Below are 19,787 nucleotides of genomic sequence, written 5' to 3'. Positions count from 1 at the left end.
TCGCATCGTGCCACGGTATGAGATCCGGGCGGGTGCCAGTCTTTCGGGTCAGTCCTCCAGCACGCGCACCGGGTCGACCAGCCCATTGCTGAAGGCGAAGAGCACCGCGTGGACCCGGTCGCGCGAGTCCGTCTTCGCCAGGATCCGTCCCACATGCGTCTTCACCGTCGGTAGGGAGACGAACAGACGACGGGCGATCTCGGGGTTGGAGTAGCCGCGGGCCACGAGCACGAGGATCTCCAGCTCACGTGGCGTCAGCGGGTCCGGCAGGTTCAGGGCCGCGGCGGCCGCGGCGACGTCCAACGGGGCGGTTTCGGGGGCTGTCTCGGGGGCCGACTCAGGGGCCGCGCCTCCCCTGACCTGGCGCAGCAGCCGCGCGGTCGCCTTCGGCGAAATCACCGCCTCCGCCTCCCCCACGGTGCGCACGGCGTCGATGAGCTCCTCAGGATCGGCGTCCTTCAGCAGGAAGCCGCTGGCACCGGCGGTGATCGAGCCCATCACATACTCGTCGTTGTCGAAGGTGGTCAGCACCACCACCCTGGTCGGCTCGCCGGACGGTCCCGCGACACCGGCGTCCACGATCTGCTTCGTCGCGGCGATGCCGTCGAGCTCCGGCATCTGCACGTCCATGAGGATCATGTCCACCGGCTGCTGCGTGGCCATCCGCACCGCCTCGGCCCCGTCGACCGCCTGCCAGACGACGCTGATGTCCGGCTGCGAGTCCAGCACCATGCCGAACCCCGCGCGCACCAGTTGCTGGTCGTCGGCCAGGCCGACGGTGATCGTGTGTTCGCTCATGCTCTCCCCGTGCTCCTCGTACCTCATACCTTGTGCCCCGTGGGCCCTGCTCAGATGCCGAGCACCACGTCGACCCGCCAACCGCCGACGAATGTCGCCGACGCACCCCATTCTGCCGTGCCCCCGTGGATGCGGGCACGTTCACGCAACCCGACCAGCCCCTGCCCCCCAGACCCACTACCGTCGATCAGCCCGGTCCCCGGCGCATTGTCCACGGTGAGGTGGATCTTGCCGGGCACGTTCCAGTCGACCAGCACGCGGGCGCGGGTCGGCCCGGCGTGCTTGAGGATATTCGTCAGGCACTCCTGCACGGTGCGGTACACCGTGAGACCCGTGGCGACGTCCACGTCGGCGGGCACGCCGAGGACCTGGTAGTCCACGGTGAGACCGGAGCGGCGAGCGTCCTCCACCAGCCCCGGAACCCCTGCCACCCCGGGCGGGGCGGTGGTGTCCCGCGTGGTGTCGCCGGCGCTTCCGGCACCTGCGCCGGCACCTGCGCCACCGTCACTACGCAGGACGCTGAGCAGCTGGCGCATCTGCGCCAGCGCGTCGCGTCCGGTACTGCTGATCGTGTCGAGCGCTTCGATAGCCTTGGCCGGATCCTGGCGTCCCGCATAGCGTCCGCCGTCCGCCTGCGCGATGACGGCGGTGAGCGAGTGGGCGACGATATCGTGCATCTCCCGGGCGATACGCGTGCGCTCGGTGACGGCGGCGAGCTCCGCCCGCGCGGCGAGGGACTCCATGCGCTGGTACTGGCGTCGCGTAGTCATGCCCAACTGCCAGAACAGGCCGATCGAGATCACCGCGAGCAGGGCCAGCACCACACACATCACCAGGAGCTGGACCAGCGGCGGACTGTACTGCTCCACCGCCGGGTCGACGGTGGCCGCCGACGCGCCCCATGCCATGCCGAGGCCGGACACCACACTGACGACCACCACGGCGATGACCGAACCCGCGACGAGGAACACCAGCCACATTCGTCGGCGACGCCGGACGAACGCCGAGACGAACCAGGCCTCGTAACAGACCACGAGGTAGGCCAGGAGGTAGATGCCGGAGAGGCTGGCCCCCGCGGCGAGCAAACCGACGGCGACCATGACCAGTCCCGGTTCGGCCCGCCACCGCTGCACCAGCAGCCCCACGAACACCAGGGTGTAGCCGACCACAAGGATCCAGGCCGGTACCGGGCTACCGAAGGAGAAGGCATTTCCCGCGTCCAAGGCGCCGAACAGGAAGAACATGGCCGACTGGATGACGAGTTGGAGCCACAGACCCCGGTCGCGCCAGAATGGCCCGGCCTGGGCCTGAGGGGCTCTCGGCTCCCGGGGGCGGGTTGTCGCGGCGGCTTCCGACTGTTCCATCACGTTCTCAGATCCTACGGCAGTCCCCACCTGCGATGGATCGTCCTGCGGTATGATTCCCCACCATGGCCGACGTCGAATTCTCGCATGTGGACATCCGGTACCCGGATGCCGAGTCCCCCACCGTCCCGGACCTCAACCTCGCCATTGGCGACGGCGAGTTCCTCGTGCTCGTCGGGCCGTCCGGCTGCGGAAAGTCGACGATCCTGCGCTCCCTGGCGGGCCTGGAACCCACGAGTGCCGGCGCGGTGACCATCGGCGGTCGGGACGTGACCGGTGTCGAGCCCGGCGACCGGGACATCGCGATGGTCTTCCAGGACTACGCCCTCTACCCCCACATGTCCGTGCGCGAGAACATGGCGTTCGCACTGACCATCGCCAAGCGCTCCAAGGCCGAGATCGCCGAGCGTGTGCAGCACGCCGCCGACCTGCTGGACCTGGGCGACTACCTCGACCGCAAGCCGAAGGACCTCTCCGGCGGTCAGCGGCAGCGCGTGGCGATGGGCCGGGCAATCGTGCGCGAGCCGCAGGTGTTCCTCATGGACGAGCCGCTGTCGAACCTGGATGCGAAACTGCGCGTGCAGACCCGCGCCCAGATCGTGAAGCTGCAGCACGATCTGGGCGTGACCACGGTCTACGTGACCCACGACCAGGTCGAGGCGATGACCATGGGTGACCGCGTGGCAGTGCTCAAGGACGGGCAACTGCAGCAGGTCGACACGCCGCAGAAGCTCTACAACGAGCCGGTCAACGCCTTCGTCGCCGGGTTCATCGGCTCCCCGGCGATGAATCTGCTCACCCTGCCCGCCGGGCAGGACGAACTCGCCGGACTCGGCGTCCGACGGCCCGACGGGGTCGCCGGCGAACTGCTGGTGGGGGTGCGTCCGGAGCACCTGGTGGTCGGCGCCGGGCAGGACGGCGGGGCCCGCCTCGGCGGGACGGTGTCGCTCGTCGAGGAGCTCGGCGCGGACTCCAACGTCTACGCCGAGACCGCCGCCGGTCAGGTCACGGCGAAGTCGCAGGCGCAAGCACCGGATCTCCCACGCATCGGGGGGAGCGTCTCCTTCACCCACACCGACACTGCTCGGGTGCATTTCTTCGATGCGGTGTCTGGTCAGCGGGTGAGCTGACACCCCCGTTTCACCCCGGATCCGGTGCGCAGATACTACACTCAACCGAAGAACCCGCCCGGCGGCGTGCCATGCACCGCCCGCCACGGTGGGGGTGACGTTTCATCAGTTGAGTTCCGTCGGCGGTGGTCGTGCGGAGCCGTACCTACGTAGAAAGGTTCGGGCCATGGCCAACCTCTCAAAGAAGATCCTGGCCGGTGTCTCGGCCGTCGGACTCAGCGCAGCGCTGGTGTCCTGCTCCTCCGATGACGACGGCGGCAGCGACGGGAACGGGGGCAACGGCGGTTCCGACGGCCGCGGCGCCATCACCTTCGCGATGGGCAAGAACGACACCGACAAGCTTCGCCCCATCATCGACAAGTGGAACGAAGATAACCCGGACGAGCAGGTCACCCTCCAAGAGCTCGCCGGTGAGGCGGACGCCCAGCGCGACACCCTCGTGCAGTCCCTGCAGGCTGGTTCCTCCGACATCGACGTGATGGCGCTCGACGTGGTCTGGACCGCGCAGTTCGCCGCGCAGGGCTGGCTCGCCCCGCTGCAGGACGACCTCGAGGTCTCCACCGATGGCCTGCTGGAAGCCACCGTGGACTCCGCCACCTACAACGATGTGCTCTACGCGCTGCCGCAGAACACCAACGGCCAGCTGCTGTACCGCAACACCGACATGGTGCCCGAGGCTCCGGAGAACTGGGACGACGTGGTCTCCTCCTGTGAAGAGGTCACCGAGGACAACAACGACTGCCTGATCACCCAGCTCAAGCAGTATGAGGGACTCACGGTCTCCACCGCCGGCTTCATGAGCGGCTGGGGTGGCGGCATCCTCGACGAGAACGGTGACGTCACCGTGACCTCGGACGAGTCCCGCGAGGGCCTGCAGGCCCTGGTCGACGCCTACGAGGACGGCACGATCTCCCGCTCCTCCACCGGCGCGACCGAGGAAGAGACGAACCTGAGCTTCACCCAGGGGCAGAACGCCATGGCGATCAACTGGCCGTACATGTACGGCGAGGCAGAGGCCGAGGGCTCCGCCGTCGCCGGCAAGGTCGAGGTCCAGCCTCTCGTCGGCAAGGACGGGGTGGGTGTCTCCACCCTGGGCGGCTACAACAACGGCATCAACGTGAACTCGGAGAACAAGGCCACCGCCCTGGACTTCATGCAGTTCATCATCAGCGAGGAGAACCAGCGTTCCTTCGCCGAGGAGTCCTTCCCGCCGGTGCTGTCCTCCATCTACGACGATGAGTCGCTGATCGAGGAATTCCCCTACCTCCCGGCCCTGAAGGAGTCTCTGGAGAACGCCGAGCCGCGCCCGGTGTCCCCGTCCTATGACTCGCTGTCCAAGGCCGTCCAGGACAACGCCTACGCCGCCATCACCGGTGGCAAGAGCGTCGAGGATGCGACGAACGACATGGAGTCCGCCATCGCCAACGTGACCGGATAATCACGGTCCCGCTCTCCTCCCCGCCAGACCCGCAGCGCCCGGTTGCCGTCGCACCCCGTCGACGGTATTCCGGGCGTCGCGTTTTACCGATAAGGTTCACCCTGTGACTTCCGCAACTCCCCAGAAGAAGCGTGACCTGCGCGCCGCGTGGCTCGTCGGCCCCAGTATCGCGCTCCTCGCCGTGGTCATCGGCTATCCGATCCTGCGCGCGATCTACCTGTCCTTCCAGGCCGACCGGCATCTCGACCCGGACACCGGCATGTTCGTGGACGGCGGATTCGCCGGGCTGGACCACTACCTGTACTGGCTGACCCAGCGCTGCATGTCGCCGACCGGCGAGGCCACCACCTGTGCCCCAGGCAACCTGGCCACGGACTTCTGGCCGGCCTTGTGGATCACCCTGTTCTTCGTGGTGGTCACCGTGGCCCTGGAGACCGCCCTGGGACTGTGGATGGCGATCACCATGTCGAAGACCTTCTGGGGACGCAGCCTGCTGCGCGCTGCGGTGCTGATCCCGTGGGCGATTCCCACGGCGGTGACGGCGAAGCTGTGGCAGTTCATCTTCGCACCGGACGGCATCGTCAACTCATTGTTCGGCCTGAACGTCGCCTGGACCACCGACCCCTGGGCCGCGCGCTTCGCCGTGATCATCGCCGATGTCTGGAAGACCGCCCCGTTCATGGCGCTGCTGATCCTCGCCGGTCTACAGATGGTCCCCGGCGGGGTCTACGAGGCCGCGCGGGTGGACGGGGCGTCGCGCTGGCAGCAGTTCACCCGCATCACCCTGCCGCTGATCAAGCCGGCGCTGATGGTGGCGGTGCTGTTCCGCACGCTGGATGCACTGCGCATGTACGACCTGCCGGTGATCATGATCAGTGAGTCGACGAACTCCCCCACCGCTGTGATCAGCCAGCTGGTGATCACCGACACCAAGTCCGGCAATTTCAACTCCGCCTCGGCGGTGTCCACCTTGATCTTCCTGCTGATCTTCGCCGTGGCTTTCGTGATGGTGAAGTTCCTCGGTGCCGATGTCGCCGGCACGCAGAATATGCCGCGCACAGGTCGCAGAGGGTTGTTCGGGCGTCGACGAGCCCCGGATGATCCGTCCGGGCCGCCCCCAAAAACCTCCCAGAAGTCCCCTGAAGCACGCCCTGAAGAAACCCCGGAGGCCACCCGATGATGAAGGTCGTCCGCAACTATCTGCCTGTGCTGGTCATCCTGGTCTGGGCGCTCGCCCCGTTCTACTGGATGGTGGTCACCGCCTTCCGCGACAAGGCCCACACCTTCTCCACCAACCCGGTGCCCAGCCACCTCACCCTGGACAATTTCAAGGATGCGCTGGCCACCGACGCGGGCAATAACTTCCTGCGCGCCATCGGCAACAGCCTGATCATCGGTGTGGCGACCACCGCCATCGCCCTGGTCGTCGGCGTGTTCACCGCCTACGCCCTGGCACGCGTGGACTTCCGCGGCAAGGGGTTCGTCACTGGCATCATCCTCGCCGCCTCGATGTTCCCCGGCATCGCCCTGGTTACCCCGCTGTTCCAGCTGTTCAGCAATATCGGCTGGATCGGCACCTACCAGGCGTTGATCATCCCGAATATCTCCTTCGTCCTGCCGCTGACCGTGTACACGTTGACCTCGTTCTTCCGCGAGTTGCCATGGAAGCTCGAAGAGGCTGCCCGGGTGGACGGGGCCTCGCGAGGCCTGGCCTTCCGCAAGGTCATCCTGCCGCTCGCCGCCCCGGCACTGTTCACCACCGCGATCCTGGCGTTCATCGCCACGTGGAATGAGTTCATGCTGGCCAAGCAACTGTCCACCACCTCGACCGAGCCGGTGACGGTGGCCATCGCCCGCTTCACCGGAGCGAGCGCCTTCCAGTTCCCCTACGCCGCCACGATGGCCGCCGGCGCGCTGGTGACCATCCCGCTGGTGGTCATGGTGCTGGTGTTCCAGCGCCGCATCGTCTCCGGCCTGACCGCCGGTGGTGTGAAGTGACCCCCGATAGTTCCGAGTACCGCCGCCGACGCACCGTCCTGGAAGCGATCCTCGGGTTCCTGGCGTTCTTCTGCGTCCTGGCCCTCATCCAGGCGGTGTGGAATGTCGTGCAGGACGACCCGGCCGTGTGGCCTGCCCTGCTGCTGGCGGCCCTCCTCCTCGCCACGTGGGCGGTGTGGCGCCGGTGGCGCCGCTACGACTGACACCGACTCAGGCCCGCCCCAGCACCCGGTGAATCATCAGCGCCACATACTCGCGCAGATACGCCGCTGGCAACGACGGTTTGGGGGTTGGTGCCCCCAGCACCACCGCGTCGAAGGGACGGCCATTGCCACCGCGCTCCTCCTGCAGCATCGCCACGATGCGTTCGGTGCGCATCACGTGGAAGTCCGAGGTGCACACCACGATCGACGGGTGACGCACCCCCTGGCCGGCCAGCAGGTCGAGGCTGAAGTGGAGATTCTCGGTGGTGTCCGTGGCGTCACGCTCCTCCAGGATCACCTCACGCGGGAAGCCGCGGGACGCGAGGTAACGGTGCATCGCCTCCGCCTCGGTGCACGGTTCGTCCTCCCCCATCCCGCCAGAGACGATCAGTTCCACGCGTGTGCCCGGATCCGCGTCGGTGAGCGTGCGCCAAGCTGCGGCACCCCGGTCGCACCGGCAGGCCAGCAAGGCACTGACCTTGTCGTGGTAGAGCCCTGCGCCGAGGACGACTACGGCGTCCGCACCTGCGCCACCGGAATCCACCGGCACCGGCCGGTGACGTCCCCTACGAACCTGCCACAGGAACAACACCATCGAGCCCACTGCAGCAATCCAGAGCACCACCCCGGCGGCGCCCAGCACGGTGAGCACGATGAGAGCATCGCTCACGCCCGGACCCCAGCCGCGCCACGTATGCCACGCGGCTGTGGCCAGGGCGGCACTGCCGAGTCCGAGGGTGAGCATCATCGCCGCGGCGACCACGGTGCTCAGGTGGAACCAGCCGCGACCGTCGACGCCGGGCAGGGCGTCCCCCATCCATCGGGCAACGACCCACCCCACACCCGTCACGAGCAGCTGCGAGATACCCCACGCGATCCACACGGGTACCGGGAAACCACCGCCCTGGGCGGCGACGATCAGCCACGCCCACATCAATTCGGCGACGAGCAGCACCATCAGCCCGTTGCCGTGCCAGCGCGACCGCGACTTCACCGTCCACGCCGTGGCGGCGACCGCCACCGCGACGAGGAGAGTGACCAGCAGCATTCCCGACATGCAGGCGGTTCCTACTCCCCCATCAACTGCTGCTTGAGGCGGTGGTCCTTCTCCAGCACCTCATCGCGCATCCGCTCCTGGTAGGCGACCATGCCCTCCAGCAGACGGGGATCGGCCACCCCCAACATGCGCACGGCCAGCAGGCCGGCGTTCTTCGCCCCGTCGATGGACACCGTGGCGGTGGGCACACCGGCCGGCATCTGCACGATCGACAGCAGTGAATCAAGCCCGTCGAGGTTCTTCAGCGCCCGCGGGATACCGATCACCGGCAGCGGGGTGGCCGCGGCGACCATGCCGGGCAGGTGGGCGGCACCGCCGGCACAGGCGATGATCACCTTCACCCCGGTGGTGTGGGCCGCGCGGGCGTAGTCCAGCATCCGCTCGGGGGTGCGGTGCGCGGACACCACACCGATCTCCATCGGGACTCCGAACTCCGCCAGGACCTGCGCAGCAGGCTCCACGGTCGGCCAGTCGGAGTCCGACCCCATCACGATGCCGACCAGCGGGGTCGGTGCTGCGTTGTGTTCACTGCTCTCGATAGTCACGCCGACCGATCCTACTCCGTCAGGCGTCCGTCCAGCGCGCCGTCACCAGGAAGTCGGACGCCAGGCGCGCGTCGCGACGCAGCGCCTCCACCGCATCGGCCGTGGCGTCCTGCCCGAAGGGCAAGGACATGTTCACATGCCCGATCTTGCGGCGCGGCCGCCAGTCCTTGCCGTAGAGGTGGATCTTCGCCGTCGGGAAGCGGCGCCATACCTCGTCCATGCGCTGCGGCATCGGCATCTGCGGGTCCGCCTCGTCGTGCCCCAGGACGTTGGCCATCACTGTCGCACCGGTGAGCTGTTCGGTGGAGCCCAGCGGGCGGTCCAGCACGGCGCGCAGGTGCTGCTCGAACTGGCTCGTGACGCAGCCGTCCTGCGTCCAGTGCCCGGTGTTGTGCGGTCGCATGGCCAGTTCATTGACGATGATCTCCGGCTGCCCGGCCTCGTCCTCGGTCTCGAAGAGCTCCACCGCAAGCACGCCGGTGACGCCGAGCTCCGCGGCAACCTCGCGGGCCAGGTCATGCGCCTGGGCCACCACACGCGCCTGGCCGTCCGACGCCACCGGCGCCGGCGACACCGCCAGGTAGCAGATCCCGTCGGCCTGCACGGACTCCACCACCGGCCAGGACGCGACCTCGCCGGACGGGGTGCGCGCCACCATCGCCGAGAGCTCGCGCACCAGACGCACCTTCTTCTCCGCCATCAGCGGGACGTCCTGCGCGAGCAGTTCGGCGACCAGCGTGGCGGTCTCCTCACGCGAGCCGGGGAACCACACACCCTTGCCGTCATAGCCGCCACGGCGGGCCTTCAGGCACACGGCACCGTCGGTGGCGTCCCAGAAACCGGTGGCGTCCTCCACCGTCTCCACCGCCAGGAACGGCGGCACCGGGGCGCCGATCTCGCGCATGCGCTTGCGCATGACGAGCTTGTCCTGCGCATTGATCAGCGCAGAGGGCTGGGGTTGCACGTTGACGCCCTCGGCGATGAGGCCCTCGAGGTAGGCGTTCGGCACGTGCTCGTGATCGAAGGTCACCGCATCCGCGCCGTCCGACACGGCGCGGACCACGTCCTCCCGCGTGTACTCCCCCAGCCACACGTCCGCCGTCGCCTGCGACGCCGAGGACGCCCCCGAGCCGGCGAGCAGCCGCACGGTGAGCCCCAATTCAATGCCGGCCTGCTGCATCATCCGGGCCAACTGGCCATCACCAATGATGGTGACCAGCGGCATGTCCGGGGCGTGCGCCTCCGGGCGGGCGAGTGTAAGTTCCAGGTTCTTCTGCTCGTCAGTCACGGTGGTTCAGTATAGCGGCCGCGGCAGGTTCACCGGGATGTGGGAGCGCACGAGGCGGGCGAATCGGCGGGCGTAGGGGACGTCGCGCAGCACCAGCGGACGCCCACCGCCACGTAGAAACACCCGCACCTCCGACTTGTGCACGTTCACGTCCACGATCTGCGCCAACGGCACCTCGCCGACCTGGCTGCGCAGATGCCCCGTCGCGGTGATCAGCCGGCGGTCGGTGAGCATCATCCGGCTGCGCTGGCGGAACAACAGATGACGCAGGCACCGCCGCCACGCCAGCCACACCCACAGCACCAGCAGCGCCCGGCGCGCCCACAAGGCCGCAGTCGCCGTGGACGCGTCCGCCTCGCTGACCAGGGACGGGACGTCGCCGATATTGTCCGGCACATAGCCGACCCACGAGGTCGCCAGCCCGCCGAGATAGGAGTCGATCAGTCCTACAGCAAGCCAAATCAACCCGGTGACCAGGATGAGCTCCAGGACAGGAAATAGCGTGCTGCGCCGCGACGGGCTGAGCTCGGCGAAAACTTCTTCATCCGGGGCGAACTGGATCTTCGGCACGACCCGCGCTCCCCTACTCGCGTCCGACGGGGCGCAGGTGCACCACGTCGCCGGCGGTGACGGTGTGCCGCTCGCCTGTGCCTGTCTCGCATGTCTTTATAACGAGCCCACCGTGGGCGTCCAGGTCCACGGCCGTGCCGGTGAGCTCCTGCCCACCCGGCAGTTCCGCACGCACGCGCGTGCCCAAGGTCGCCGACAGTTCCCGGTAGCGGCGGCGCAGATCGTCCAGCGCCGCCCCACCGGAGCGCCACGCCGCGTCCGCAGCAAGAATGCTCCGCAACTCCGCGGCGGCGAGGCGTTCGCGGTCCTCCACAGAATCCAGCGACGCCCCCTGCGTGGTCAGGGACGTACCGGCCTCGACTCCAGCCTCGTCGAACTCTTCCGGGGTGATCGAGGCGTTCAACCCCACGCCCACCACCACGGCTGCCGGGTTGGTACTCACCGCCTCGACGAGGATACCGGCCAACTTGCGGTAGCCGTGCGGGGTGCGCTCGCCGGGGGCTTCCGGCACGATCACGTCATTCGGCCACTTCAGTTGCGCATCCACCCCCACGCTGCGCGCCGCCTCCGCCACAGCCACCCCGACCAGCAGCGGCAACTCGCCGAAGCGATCCACCGGTACGTCCTGGGCGGACGGACGCAGCAGCACGCTCATGATCACCTGCGCGCCCGCCGGCGCCGACCAGCGGCGTCCCAGCCGTCCCCGGGCGGTGACCTGCTCCTCCGCCAGAATCACCGAACGATCAGCGATGTCCGGGTTGGCGCGGTAGGCGTCCGCCAGGTCCGCGTTGGTGGAGCCGGTGGTGCCGACCACGGTCAGCGGGCCTGCGCCTGGCCCCGAACCGTCCGCCACGAGACGGCTAAGGCGGGACGCGTCCAGCGGGGCACGGGAGTTCCCGGGAGCAACGGATTCGGACGGGGCACCTGTCATGGCCACAAGGATAACGCGCCCGCGCCCGGACAGCGGAGTGGGCCACACAGGCCGGGCGGTGAGGACTTCTGGACCGGTTTGCTCCTAGACTGTAGGCCATGACTTCACCCACCCCCGCCCCGCGCCAGGTCGACACGTCTACCACCGCAGGGAAACTCGAGGATCTCCGTATCCGTCTCGAGGAGACGTCCGCCCCGGTCGGCGACGAGGCCGTCGCGGACATCCACGGGGCCGGACGGCTCACCGCCCGCGAGCGGGTCGATCACCTCCTGGACGACGGCTCCTTCGTCGAGATCGACGCCCTGGCACGCCACCGCGCCAACGCCTACGGCATGGACCGGTCGCGTCCTGTGTCCGACGGCGTGGTCACCGGCTACGGCACCGTGGACGGACGCCAGGTGTGCGTGTTCTCGCAGGACGGCACCGTCTTCGACGGGACCGTGGGCGAGGTGCACGCCGAGAAACTGGTCAAGGTTATGGAGCTGGCGCTGCGCTCGGGCGTGCCGCTGGTGGGCGTGCACGATTCCACCGGCGCGCGGGTGAAGGAGGGCGTGGTGTCGCTGGGCATGGCCGCACGCCTGTACCGGCTGCGCACCAGCATGTCCGGTGTGGTGCCGCAGATCTCGGTGATCGCCGGGCCGACGGCCGGTACCGAGGCGCACCAGCCGGTACTCGCCGACCTGGTCGTAATGGTGGACGGTTCCTCGTCGCTGTACCTCACCGACCCGGAGATCACCCGCCGTGTCGTCGGTGAGGACGTCACCGCCGACGACCTGGGCTCCGCCGCCGTGCACGCCGCCGTGACGGGCACCTCGCACCACACCGCCGCCGACGACCGCGCCGCCCTGGACTTCGTGCAGGCCGCGCTGTCGCAGCTGCCGTCCAATAACCGCTCGGTGGTGCCCTTTGGCGAGGACGCTGGGGACGCTTCAGACGCTGCGGCCTCTTCTGCGACCGAGGCCCTGGACTCCGTGATCCCGGACTCCCCGCTGGCCGGCTACGACGTGGCCGACGTCCTCGCCGGCATCGTCGACGAGGGGTCCTTCCTGGAGCTGCAGCCGGACTACGCCGGCAACGTGCTGACCGGCTTCGCCCGCGTCGCCGGACGCAGCGTCGGCGTCGTCGCCAGCCAGCCGATGGTGCTCGCTGGCGCGTTGGACGCCGCGGCGGCGCGCAAGGCCGCCCGCTTCGTCCGCACCTGCGACGCCTTCAACCTCCCGCTGGTCTTCCTGGTGGACTCCCCCGGTTTCATGCCCGGCAAGGACGAGGAGCGCGGTGGCCTGCTGCGCAACTCCGCGCCGCTGCTGTACGCCGTGGCGGAGGCCAGCGTGGGCATCGTCACCGTGGTGACGCGCAAGGCCTACGGGACGTCCTACGTGGCCCTGGGCTCGAAGAACATCGGCGCCGACCTCGTCTTCGCCTGGCCGAGCGCGCAGATCTCCAACGCCGACGCCCAGAACACCGTCGCCGCCGTGCACGCCGAGACCCTGGCCAAGGCCGAGAAGCGCCGCAAGGACGTCGACGCCCTCACCGTGGAGCTCACCGACGAGGTGGAGAATAACCTGGTCAACCCGTACGCCGCCGCCGAGCGTGGCTACGTCGACGCGGTGATCCCCCCGTCGCAGACCCGCGCCCGGCTCATCGACGGTCTTGGCCTGCTGGAGCGCAAGGTCGTCGACAGCCCCGCCCGCAAGCACGGCAACCTGCCGCTGTAGGAGGAGACGACCATGACAAACCCCGCCACCGATACCCCGGTGCCCTTCACCGTTCTCAAGGGACATCCCGATGAGGTCGAGTCCGAGGCCATCGCCCGCGCCCTGGCCGTCCTCGTCGCCGAGTCCGCCTCCTCTGGCACCGGCGCCGACCCCCGTGAGATCAACCGCCTGCGCGCCCGCACCACCCCCCGCGGCACCTGGGGAGCCCCCGGCGAACGGCTCAGCGGGGCACGGAACTTCAACCCCACCGGATTCCGTGCCTGATCGCATGCCTGATCGCGCCTTCGTCCTCGCGTCCTCCTCCCCCTCACGCCTGTCGATCCTGCGCTCTGCCGGCGTCGAACCGACCATCCTGGTCCCGGGCGTGGACGAGGACGCCGCCGTCGCCGACCTGCACACCCGAGTGTCCTCCCCCACCCCTGCGCAGGTCGTCTGCCACCTCGCGCAGACCAAGTCGCAGGCGGTGCTCACCCAGTACGCCGACCAACTCGACCCCGGCAGCGTGGTCGTCGCCGCGGACTCCATGCTGCTGCTCGACGGGGAACTGCAGGGCAAGCCCCTGACCCCCGAGCGCACCGTGCAGCGCTGGCGCCAGCAGCGTGGCAAGAGCGCCACCCTGATCACCGGGCATGCCGTGACCTTCGTCGGTGCAGCTGAGCACTCGACCGTGACCGGTGCCAGCGAGACCGTGGTCCACTTCGCCGAGGCGTCCGACCGCGACATTGAGGCCTACGCCGCCACCGGCGAGCCCCTGAAGTGCGCCGGCGCATTCACCTTGGAGGCCCTGGGCGGCTGGTTCATTGACCGCATCGAGGGTGATCCGTCCAGCGTGATCGGGCTGTCGCTGCCCCTGCTGCGGCGTACCCTCGCGGGCTTCGGGCTGGACGTCTCGGAGTTCTGGAACCGCTAGCGCCCTCTTCGCGCACCTTGAGCCCTCAGGTCGCTGTGGCCCCTCCTCAGCGACCTGAGGGCTCAAGGTGCGCCGTTGTCCACCGGGTCGTGGTTGTCCACAGGCTCCCGGGGCTTCGTGCCGTGACAGTGCCACCCCCTAGGAGACCTGCGCTGTGATGGACAGGTGACGTCACCACACCTGCCCTGGCACCGCCAGCTCCTCCTCGCCGACCGCGACAACCGGATCGCCCCCGGCCACGGCCCGCGCTACACACGTCGAGTGCTCCCGGCCGTTATCCCGGTGCGGCGCAGCGAGGTACTCAACGCCAGGCTGCCTGGGGTCACCCGCGCAGCCCTCATCCACTACTTCACCACCCTGACCAGGGGCGTCATCATGCTGCGGGCGGACCTCACCGTAGAGGATCTTGCCGAGGCCCCACCCGCGCTGCCCGGACTGACGCACCTGCGCGAGGTACTTCCCTTCGGACGCGGCGACAATCCCGGCCCCTTCCTCATCGACGGGGTAAGTCGGGCCCGTGCCCACCACCTGCTGCATCCGGACGCCGTGGTGGGCCACTGGCAGGCCCTCGCGCTGCACGGACTGCCCCACTGGTCCGATGCCGCCCCGGTCGTTCTGCTCTCCTCCCCGTTGAAGGTCCGCAACTCGGTGTGTTCCCGTACGGCGGCGGCCCGGCCGGGGCGTCCGACCTTCCGGGAGGCCTCGCCCGACCTGGTACCGGTGTACCCCGACTCTCGATTCCCGCTGCTCGGGGTGGTCACCGCCGCCACGGCCGCCGCACAATGCCTGGTCACGGTACTGAATGGCTCGCACGGGTGGTGGACCCCCGCGATCCCTGGGGCCACCGCGGAGGAGGTCCGCGCGGTGCAGTTGCTCGATGCGCTGTGGCAGTGCACCATGCTGACCACGCCTGACCTCATCGCCGCCTGTCACGGCAAGGTCGCCCGGCACACCCTGGACCGGCTGCTAATGCTCAGCGACCCGGGTGCCCAGTCGCCTCAGGAGACCGCGCTCCGACTCATCGCCGCCCCACTGCTGCCGGAGCCATTGACCTGGTCCTCCCAGGTGCGTGTCGAGCTGCCGGGGCATTCCACGGTGCTCGACCTCGCCTGCCGCGACGTGAAGGTCGGGTTGTACTACGACGGACGCCACCACACCGCCCCAGCCCAGAACCTCACGGACTTCGAGCAGTACCAGGATCTGCGGGACACCGGGTGGGAGGTGGTGCGCGTGGACGCCGCACTGCTCAATCGGAAGCGGGATAAACTCCTCGGGCAGATCACCAATGCGATCGGGCGCGCAGCACAGCACCAGCAGGCCCAGCAGGCCCAGCACAGCCCCGCACCTTGAGCCCTCAGGTCGCTCAGAGTGCCCCAGGGCGACCTGAGGGCTCAAGGTGCCGGGGGCCACATCCGCGACCAGAATGTGCGGCGATCGCGTTTCGTCGGGCCACGGGCGCTAGACTGCGTGTGACGACATGAAAGGCGGTGCCCTCACTCGTGGGAATCGAACTGGACCCCAGCCCAAATCTTCGGCAGTACGCCCACCCCGGCAAGCTCGTGACGAGCTCCTGGCTGGGCGCGAAACTGGGCGGCCCCGGGTTGAAGGTGGTGGAGTCGGACTCCGACCCCATCCTCTACAACATCGGGCACCTGCCCACCGCCATCCGCATCGACCTGCACGAGGACCTCGGTGACCCGGTCACCAGGGATTTCCTTGATGGCGAGGCCTTCGCTCGGCTCATGGACGCCAAGGGCATCACCCGGGACGACACGGTGGTGCTCTACGGCAACGACTCCAACCTCTGGGCGAGCTACACGTTCTGGATCTTCGAGCTTTTCGGCCACCCGGACGTCCGCCTGCTCGACGGCGGTCGCGAGGCGTGGATGCAGGATGAGCGCGAGACGTCCTACGACGCCCCGCCGGAACCCACCACCGGCTACCCCGTGGTGGAGCGCGACGATTTCTCCCACCGCATTTTCGTCGACGAGGTCCTGGCCCGCCGCGACGAGGTGCAGCTGGTGGATCTGCGGGATCCGGAGGACTTCATCGGTGTCGCGACCTCCGGGGAGGAGGACGCACCGGCGACGGTGTGCCGCAATGGCCACATCCCGGGCGCGGTGAATATTCCGCAGCGCGCCACACTGCACCCGAACCATCGCTTCCGCACGCGCGAGGAGCTGGACGAGGTATTCTCCGCGCTCGATGCGGCAGGGGCCACGGTGCCCTACTGCCACGCCGGCGAGAAGGCCGCGCACCTGTGGTTCGTCCTGCACCACCTGCTGGGATGGGAGGATGTCCGTGCATACGACGGCTCCTGGGTGGAGTGGGGCAACATGGTGCGCATGCCCATCGCCACCGGTGCCTGAGCGTTCCGCCGCGGTCGTTTCTGTCTGTCACGGGGTGACGTAGTAACGTCGTCACATCGTAGACTCTTGTGTGAGTGTCGTGTGTGACCCGTTTTTGTGAGGAGTGAACGTGCCGGTAGAGACCCGGAAGTTGTCGAAGGTGACGAAGGTGCTGATCGCCAACCGTGGCGAGATCGCCGTCCGGGTGATCCGGGCCGCCCGCGACGAGGGCATCTCCTCCGTCGCGGTGTACGCCGAGCCGGACGCCGACGCACCGTTCGTGCGCATGGCCGACGAGGCCTTCGCTCTCGGCGGCTCCACCCCGGCGGACTCCTACCTGGACATCACCCGCATCGTGGACGCCGCGGTACGCTCCGGCGCGGACGCCGTCCACCCCGGTTACGGATTCCTCTCTGAGCGCTCGGACTTCGCCGAGGCCGTGGTGGACGCCGGACTGACGTGGATCGGTCCGTCGCCGCGGGCCATCGCCGAGCTCGGCGACAAGGTCACCGCCCGCCACTACGCGCAGAGCATGGACGCCCCGATGGTCCCGGGCACCCGGGAGCCGGTGAAGGACGCCGCGGAGATCATCGAGTTCGCCGGAAAGCACGGCCTGCCTGTCGCCATCAAGGCGGCGTTCGGCGGCGGTGGACGCGGCATGAAGGTCGCCCACACCGTCGAGGAGATCCCGGAACTGTTCGACTCCGCCACCCGTGAGGCCGAGAAGGCGTTCGGACGCGGCGAGTGCTTCGTGGAGCGCTACCTCGACCGCGCCCGGCACGTGGAGTGCCAGGTGCTGGCGGACGCGCACGGCAACTACGTCGTGGCGTCCACCCGTGACTGCTCGCTGCAGCGCCGGTTCCAGAAGCTCGTCGAGGAGGCCCCGGCCCCCTTCCTCACCGCCGAGCAGGATGCGCGGCTGCGCAGTTCCGCCAAGGACATCCTGCGTGCCGCCGACTACCAGGGCGCGGGCACCGTGGAGTTCCTCATCGGTTCCGACGGCCTGATCTCCTTCCTCGAGGTCAACACTAGGCTGCAGGTCGAGCACCCCGTCACCGAGCAGGTCACCGGCTGGGACCTGGTGCGTGAACAGTTCCGCATCGCCGAGGGCCTGGAGCTGTCGCGCACCAGCGACCCGGAGATCCAGGGCCACTCCATCGAATTCCGCATCAACGGTGAGGACGCCGCCGCGAACTTCATGCCCGCCCCCGGTGCGCTGACGTCCTACCGCGAGCCGTCCGGCCCCGGCGTGCGCGTCGACTCCGGCGTGGAGCAGGGCGCGGTCATCGGCGGCCAGTTCGACTCGATGCTCGCCAAGCTCATCGTCACCGGCGAGGACCGTGACCAGGCGCTGACCCGGGCACGCCGCGCCCTGGACGAGTACGTGGTCGAGGGCCTGCCCACCGTGATCCCCTTCCACCGTGCCGTCCTCGACGACGACGCCTTCACCGGCGACTCCCTCGACGTGTACACCCGCTGGATCGAGGAGGAGTGGGACAACCAGCTGCCCGCCGCCACCGATGCCGAGGCTGAGGCAGGGGCCGACGAGCCCGTGCCGTCCCGCCGCATCGCCGTCGAAGTCGACGGACGCCGCGTCGAGGTCAGCGTCCCCGGCGACTTGGTCGGCACCGGCGGGACGCGTCGCCGCACCCGCAAGAACACCGGACGCCGCGAGGTCAAGGTCTCCGGCGACACCGCCGTCGCCCCCATGCAGGGCACCGTGGTCACCGTCCTGGTCGAGGAAGGTACCGAGGTCGCCGAGGGTGACCCGCTGCTGGTCATCGAGGCAATGAAGATGGAGAACTCCGTCAAGGCGCACAAGGCAGGCACCGTGCAGGAGCTCGGCGTGGCCGCCGGGGACGGTGTCACCAAGTCGCAGCCGCTGCTGAAGATCCTCTGATGGTCGACCGGCTCAGCGGCCTGTTCCGCCCCCGCCAGGGACGGCAGTCGGGACGCGGCTACGTCCTGTCGCTGGACCAGGGAACCACGTCCACCCGCGCCATCGTCTTCGATGCCGCTGGTGCCGTGCACTCCGTCAGCCAGCTCGAACACCGGCAGATCTTCCCTCGTCCCGGCTGGGTCGAGCACGACCCGGAGGAGATCCGTCTCAACGCCCGCCGCGTGATCGGCGACACCGTCGCCCGCTCCGATATCGGCACCGAGGACCTCTCCGCCCTGGGAATCACCAACCAGCGCGAAACCACCGTGGTGTGGGACCGGGAGACCGGCAAGCCCGTCTACAACGCCATCGTCTGGCAGGACAACCGCACCGGCGACTTCTGCTCCCGCCTCGACGAGGAGCACGGCGATCTCTTCCGGGAGCGCACCGGACTGCCCGTGTCGACCTACTTCGCCGGCCCGAAGATCCGCTGGATCCTCGACAACGTCGAGGGTGTGCGGGAACGCGCCGAGCGTGGCGAACTTGCCTTCGGCACCATGGACACCTGGATCATCTGGGAACTCACCCGCCGCTCGCGCCGCAACTCCACGAACCGCCGTCACCGCGCCCGGCACATCACGGACGTCACCAACGCCTCCCGGACCATGCTCATGGACCTGCGCACCCAGAAATGGGACCCGGAACTGTGTGAGGCAATGGGTGTGCCGATGTCCATGCTGCCGGAGATCGTCAGCTCCTCCGAACAGGTCGGACGCGTACAGCGCTCCGGGCCGGTGCACAATGTGGCCATCGCCGGCATCCTCGGCGACCAGCAGGCCGCCACCTTCGGCCAGGCCTGCACCGAACCCGGTGAGGCCAAGTGCACCTACGGCACCGGAAACTTCCTGCTGATGAACACCGGCACCACGCTGGAGACGTCCTCCCACGGGCTGCTGAGCACCGTGGCCTACCGACTGGGCAACCAGCCCGCCGTGTACGCCCTGGAAGGCTCCGTGGCGGTCACCGGCTCGCTGATCCAGTGGCTGCGCGACAATCTTGGGCTGATCAGCTCCTCCTCCGAGGTCGAGGGCCTGGCCCGCGGCGTCGACGACAACGGCGGCTGCGTGGTCGTCCCGGCGTTCTCCGGGCTGCTGGCACCCCGGTGGGAACCAGACGCCCGCGGCATCATCGCCGGGCTGACCCGCTACGTGACCAAGGAACACATCGCCCGCGCCGCCCTGGAAGCCACCGCCTTCCAGACCCGCGAGGTCGTCGACGCGATGAACGCCGACTCCGGCGTCCCGCTGACCCACCTGCGCGCCGACGGCGGCATGGTGGAGAACTCCCTGCTGATGCAATTCCAGTCCGACCAGCTCGGCGTGCCCGTCACCGTCCCGAAGATCACCGAGACCACCGCGCTCGGCGCCGCCTACGCCGCCGGCCTGGCCACCGGCTTCTTCGCCGACCTCGACGAGATCCGTCGCCTGTGGCAGGAGGAACGCACCTACACCCCGGACGTCGCGGCGTCCGACCGCGACGAGGCCTACGCCCTGTGGAACAAGGCCGTTGAGCGCACCCTCGGCTGGGCTTAACCCCCCTGTCCTACACTAGGG

The 19,787-nt window shown here is 68.8% G+C and carries 19 protein-coding genes; 12 read left to right on the top strand and 7 right to left on the bottom strand.

What is annotated here, in order from left to right; translation table 11 throughout:
- Positions 1-48: 48 nt before the first annotated feature.
- Together ACT3SZ_RS08660 and ACT3SZ_RS08655 are read right to left on the bottom strand one after the other, a co-directional pair.
- Positions 49-798: a response regulator gene (locus ACT3SZ_RS08660; protein WP_444618150.1), complete on the bottom strand. Its 750-nt coding sequence runs from the start codon at positions 796-798 to the stop codon at positions 49-51.
- Positions 799-848: 50 nt separating this feature from the next.
- Entirely contained in the window at positions 849-2,162 is a 1,314-nt protein-coding gene (locus tag ACT3SZ_RS08655; protein ID WP_444618344.1) for a sensor histidine kinase, read from the bottom strand.
- Between the two features lie 65 nt (positions 2,163-2,227).
- Here ACT3SZ_RS08655 and ACT3SZ_RS08650 point away from each other — a divergent pair, with 65 nt between their 5' ends.
- The 5 genes from ACT3SZ_RS08650 to ACT3SZ_RS08630 all read left to right on the top strand — a co-directional run bounded on the left by ACT3SZ_RS08650 (position 2,228) and on the right by ACT3SZ_RS08630 (position 6,931).
- A complete protein-coding gene (locus ACT3SZ_RS08650; RefSeq protein ID WP_444618149.1) occupies positions 2,228-3,292 on the top strand; it encodes an ABC transporter ATP-binding protein in 1,065 nt (354 codons plus the stop codon).
- Positions 3,293-3,458: 166 nt separating this feature from the next.
- Positions 3,459-4,730, top strand: a complete 1,272-nt coding sequence (locus tag ACT3SZ_RS08645) for an ABC transporter substrate-binding protein (RefSeq protein ID WP_444618148.1) — start codon at positions 3,459-3,461, stop codon at positions 4,728-4,730.
- 103 nt (positions 4,731-4,833) lie between these two features.
- Entirely contained in the window at positions 4,834-5,910 is a 1,077-nt protein-coding gene (locus ACT3SZ_RS08640; protein WP_444618147.1) for a carbohydrate ABC transporter permease, read from the top strand.
- Complete coding sequence (locus ACT3SZ_RS08635) at positions 5,910-6,728, top strand: carbohydrate ABC transporter permease (protein ID WP_301442601.1); 819 nt, start codon at positions 5,910-5,912, stop codon at positions 6,726-6,728. The genes ACT3SZ_RS08640 and ACT3SZ_RS08635 overlap by 1 nt, the downstream gene beginning before the upstream one ends.
- On the top strand, positions 6,725-6,931 hold the full coding sequence (locus ACT3SZ_RS08630) for a hypothetical protein (RefSeq protein WP_444618146.1): 207 nt from the start codon (positions 6,725-6,727) through the stop codon (positions 6,929-6,931). Before ACT3SZ_RS08635 ends, ACT3SZ_RS08630 begins: the two co-directional genes overlap by 4 nt.
- A 7-nt stretch (positions 6,932-6,938) precedes the next feature.
- Here ACT3SZ_RS08630 and ACT3SZ_RS08625 read toward each other — a convergent pair whose 3' ends face one another.
- From ACT3SZ_RS08625 to ACT3SZ_RS08605, 5 genes are all read right to left on the bottom strand, one after another.
- Positions 6,939-7,988 (bottom strand): YdcF family protein, encoded by a 1,050-nt coding sequence (locus tag ACT3SZ_RS08625; RefSeq protein ID WP_444618145.1) that lies wholly within the window; start codon positions 7,986-7,988, stop codon positions 6,939-6,941.
- Positions 7,989-7,999: 11 nt separating this feature from the next.
- Positions 8,000-8,476, bottom strand: coding sequence for a 5-(carboxyamino)imidazole ribonucleotide mutase (gene purE, locus ACT3SZ_RS08620; RefSeq protein ID WP_075811356.1), 477 nt, complete (start codon positions 8,474-8,476; stop codon positions 8,000-8,002).
- 76 nt (positions 8,477-8,552) lie between these two features.
- Entirely contained in the window at positions 8,553-9,758 is a 1,206-nt protein-coding gene (locus ACT3SZ_RS08615) for a 5-(carboxyamino)imidazole ribonucleotide synthase (RefSeq protein ID WP_444618343.1), read from the bottom strand.
- 69 nt (positions 9,759-9,827) lie between these two features.
- Complete coding sequence (locus ACT3SZ_RS08610) at positions 9,828-10,391, bottom strand: PH domain-containing protein (RefSeq protein WP_444618144.1); 564 nt, start codon at positions 10,389-10,391, stop codon at positions 9,828-9,830.
- 13 nt (positions 10,392-10,404) lie between these two features.
- Complete coding sequence (locus ACT3SZ_RS08605; protein WP_444618143.1) at positions 10,405-11,322, bottom strand: biotin--[acetyl-CoA-carboxylase] ligase; 918 nt, start codon at positions 11,320-11,322, stop codon at positions 10,405-10,407.
- Between the two features lie 98 nt (positions 11,323-11,420).
- Here ACT3SZ_RS08605 and ACT3SZ_RS08600 point away from each other — a divergent pair, with 98 nt between their 5' ends.
- The 7 genes from ACT3SZ_RS08600 (at position 11,421) to glpK (ending at position 19,766) form a co-directional block, all read left to right on the top strand.
- The gene (locus ACT3SZ_RS08600) at positions 11,421-13,037 is read left to right on the top strand and encodes an acyl-CoA carboxylase subunit beta (protein ID WP_444618142.1); all 1,617 of its coding nucleotides are present in this window, start codon (positions 11,421-11,423) and stop codon (positions 13,035-13,037) included.
- A 12-nt stretch (positions 13,038-13,049) separates the two neighbouring features.
- Positions 13,050-13,301, top strand: coding sequence for an acetyl-CoA carboxylase subunit (locus ACT3SZ_RS08595; RefSeq protein ID WP_444618141.1), 252 nt, complete (start codon positions 13,050-13,052; stop codon positions 13,299-13,301).
- A 4-nt stretch (positions 13,302-13,305) separates the two neighbouring features.
- Positions 13,306-13,947, top strand: coding sequence for a Maf family protein (locus ACT3SZ_RS08590; RefSeq protein WP_444618140.1), 642 nt, complete (start codon positions 13,306-13,308; stop codon positions 13,945-13,947).
- A 165-nt stretch (positions 13,948-14,112) separates the two neighbouring features.
- Positions 14,113-15,297: a hypothetical protein gene (locus tag ACT3SZ_RS08585; RefSeq protein WP_444618139.1), complete on the top strand. Its 1,185-nt coding sequence runs from the start codon at positions 14,113-14,115 to the stop codon at positions 15,295-15,297.
- 149 nt (positions 15,298-15,446) lie between these two features.
- Entirely contained in the window at positions 15,447-16,316 is an 870-nt protein-coding gene (locus tag ACT3SZ_RS08580) for a sulfurtransferase (protein WP_444618138.1), read from the top strand.
- A 109-nt stretch (positions 16,317-16,425) separates the two neighbouring features.
- Entirely contained in the window at positions 16,426-18,195 is a 1,770-nt protein-coding gene (locus tag ACT3SZ_RS08575) for an acetyl/propionyl/methylcrotonyl-CoA carboxylase subunit alpha (protein ID WP_444618137.1), read from the top strand.
- Positions 18,195-19,766 carry a glycerol kinase GlpK gene (glpK, locus tag ACT3SZ_RS08570; protein WP_444618136.1) on the top strand — a complete coding sequence of 524 codons (1,572 nt, stop codon included), beginning with the start codon at positions 18,195-18,197 and terminating at the stop codon, positions 19,764-19,766. Before ACT3SZ_RS08575 ends, glpK begins: the two co-directional genes overlap by 1 nt.
- Positions 19,767-19,787 lie beyond the last annotated feature (21 nt).

This window comes from Corynebacterium sp. AOP40-9SA-29 (assembly GCF_052377405.1).
Classification (GTDB): Bacteria; Actinomycetota; Actinomycetes; order Mycobacteriales; family Mycobacteriaceae; genus Corynebacterium.
This window is presented reverse-complemented; position numbering and strand designations above follow the sequence as displayed.

Bases quoted from the DNA above. Each gene is read 5' to 3' on its own strand.
- ACT3SZ_RS08600 (WP_444618142.1), top strand. From the start codon at position 11,421: ATGACTTCACCCACCCCCGCCCCGCGCCAGGTCGACACGTCTACCACC.
- ACT3SZ_RS08595 (WP_444618141.1), top strand. From the start codon at position 13,050: ATGACAAACCCCGCCACCGATACCCCGGTGCCCTTCACCGTTCTCAAG.
- ACT3SZ_RS08590 (WP_444618140.1), top strand. From the start codon at position 13,306: ATGCCTGATCGCGCCTTCGTCCTCGCGTCCTCCTCCCCCTCACGCCTG.
- ACT3SZ_RS08605 (WP_444618143.1), bottom strand. From the start codon at position 11,322: ATGACAGGTGCCCCGTCCGAATCCGTTGCTCCCGGGAACTCCCGTGCC.
- glpK (WP_444618136.1), top strand. From the start codon at position 18,195: ATGGTCGACCGGCTCAGCGGCCTGTTCCGCCCCCGCCAGGGACGGCAG.
- ACT3SZ_RS08635 (WP_301442601.1), top strand. From the start codon at position 5,910: ATGAAGGTCGTCCGCAACTATCTGCCTGTGCTGGTCATCCTGGTCTGG.
- ACT3SZ_RS08645 (WP_444618148.1), top strand. From the start codon at position 3,459: ATGGCCAACCTCTCAAAGAAGATCCTGGCCGGTGTCTCGGCCGTCGGA.
- purE (WP_075811356.1), bottom strand. From the start codon at position 8,476: ATGGGGTCGGACTCCGACTGGCCGACCGTGGAGCCTGCTGCGCAGGTC.
- ACT3SZ_RS08655 (WP_444618344.1), bottom strand. From the start codon at position 2,162: ATGGAACAGTCGGAAGCCGCCGCGACAACCCGCCCCCGGGAGCCGAGA.
- ACT3SZ_RS08625 (WP_444618145.1), bottom strand. From the start codon at position 7,988: ATGTCGGGAATGCTGCTGGTCACTCTCCTCGTCGCGGTGGCGGTCGCC.
- ACT3SZ_RS08650 (WP_444618149.1), top strand. From the start codon at position 2,228: ATGGCCGACGTCGAATTCTCGCATGTGGACATCCGGTACCCGGATGCC.
- ACT3SZ_RS08615 (WP_444618343.1), bottom strand. From the start codon at position 9,758: ATGCCGCTGGTCACCATCATTGGTGATGGCCAGTTGGCCCGGATGATG.
- ACT3SZ_RS08660 (WP_444618150.1), bottom strand. From the start codon at position 798: ATGAGCGAACACACGATCACCGTCGGCCTGGCCGACGACCAGCAACTG.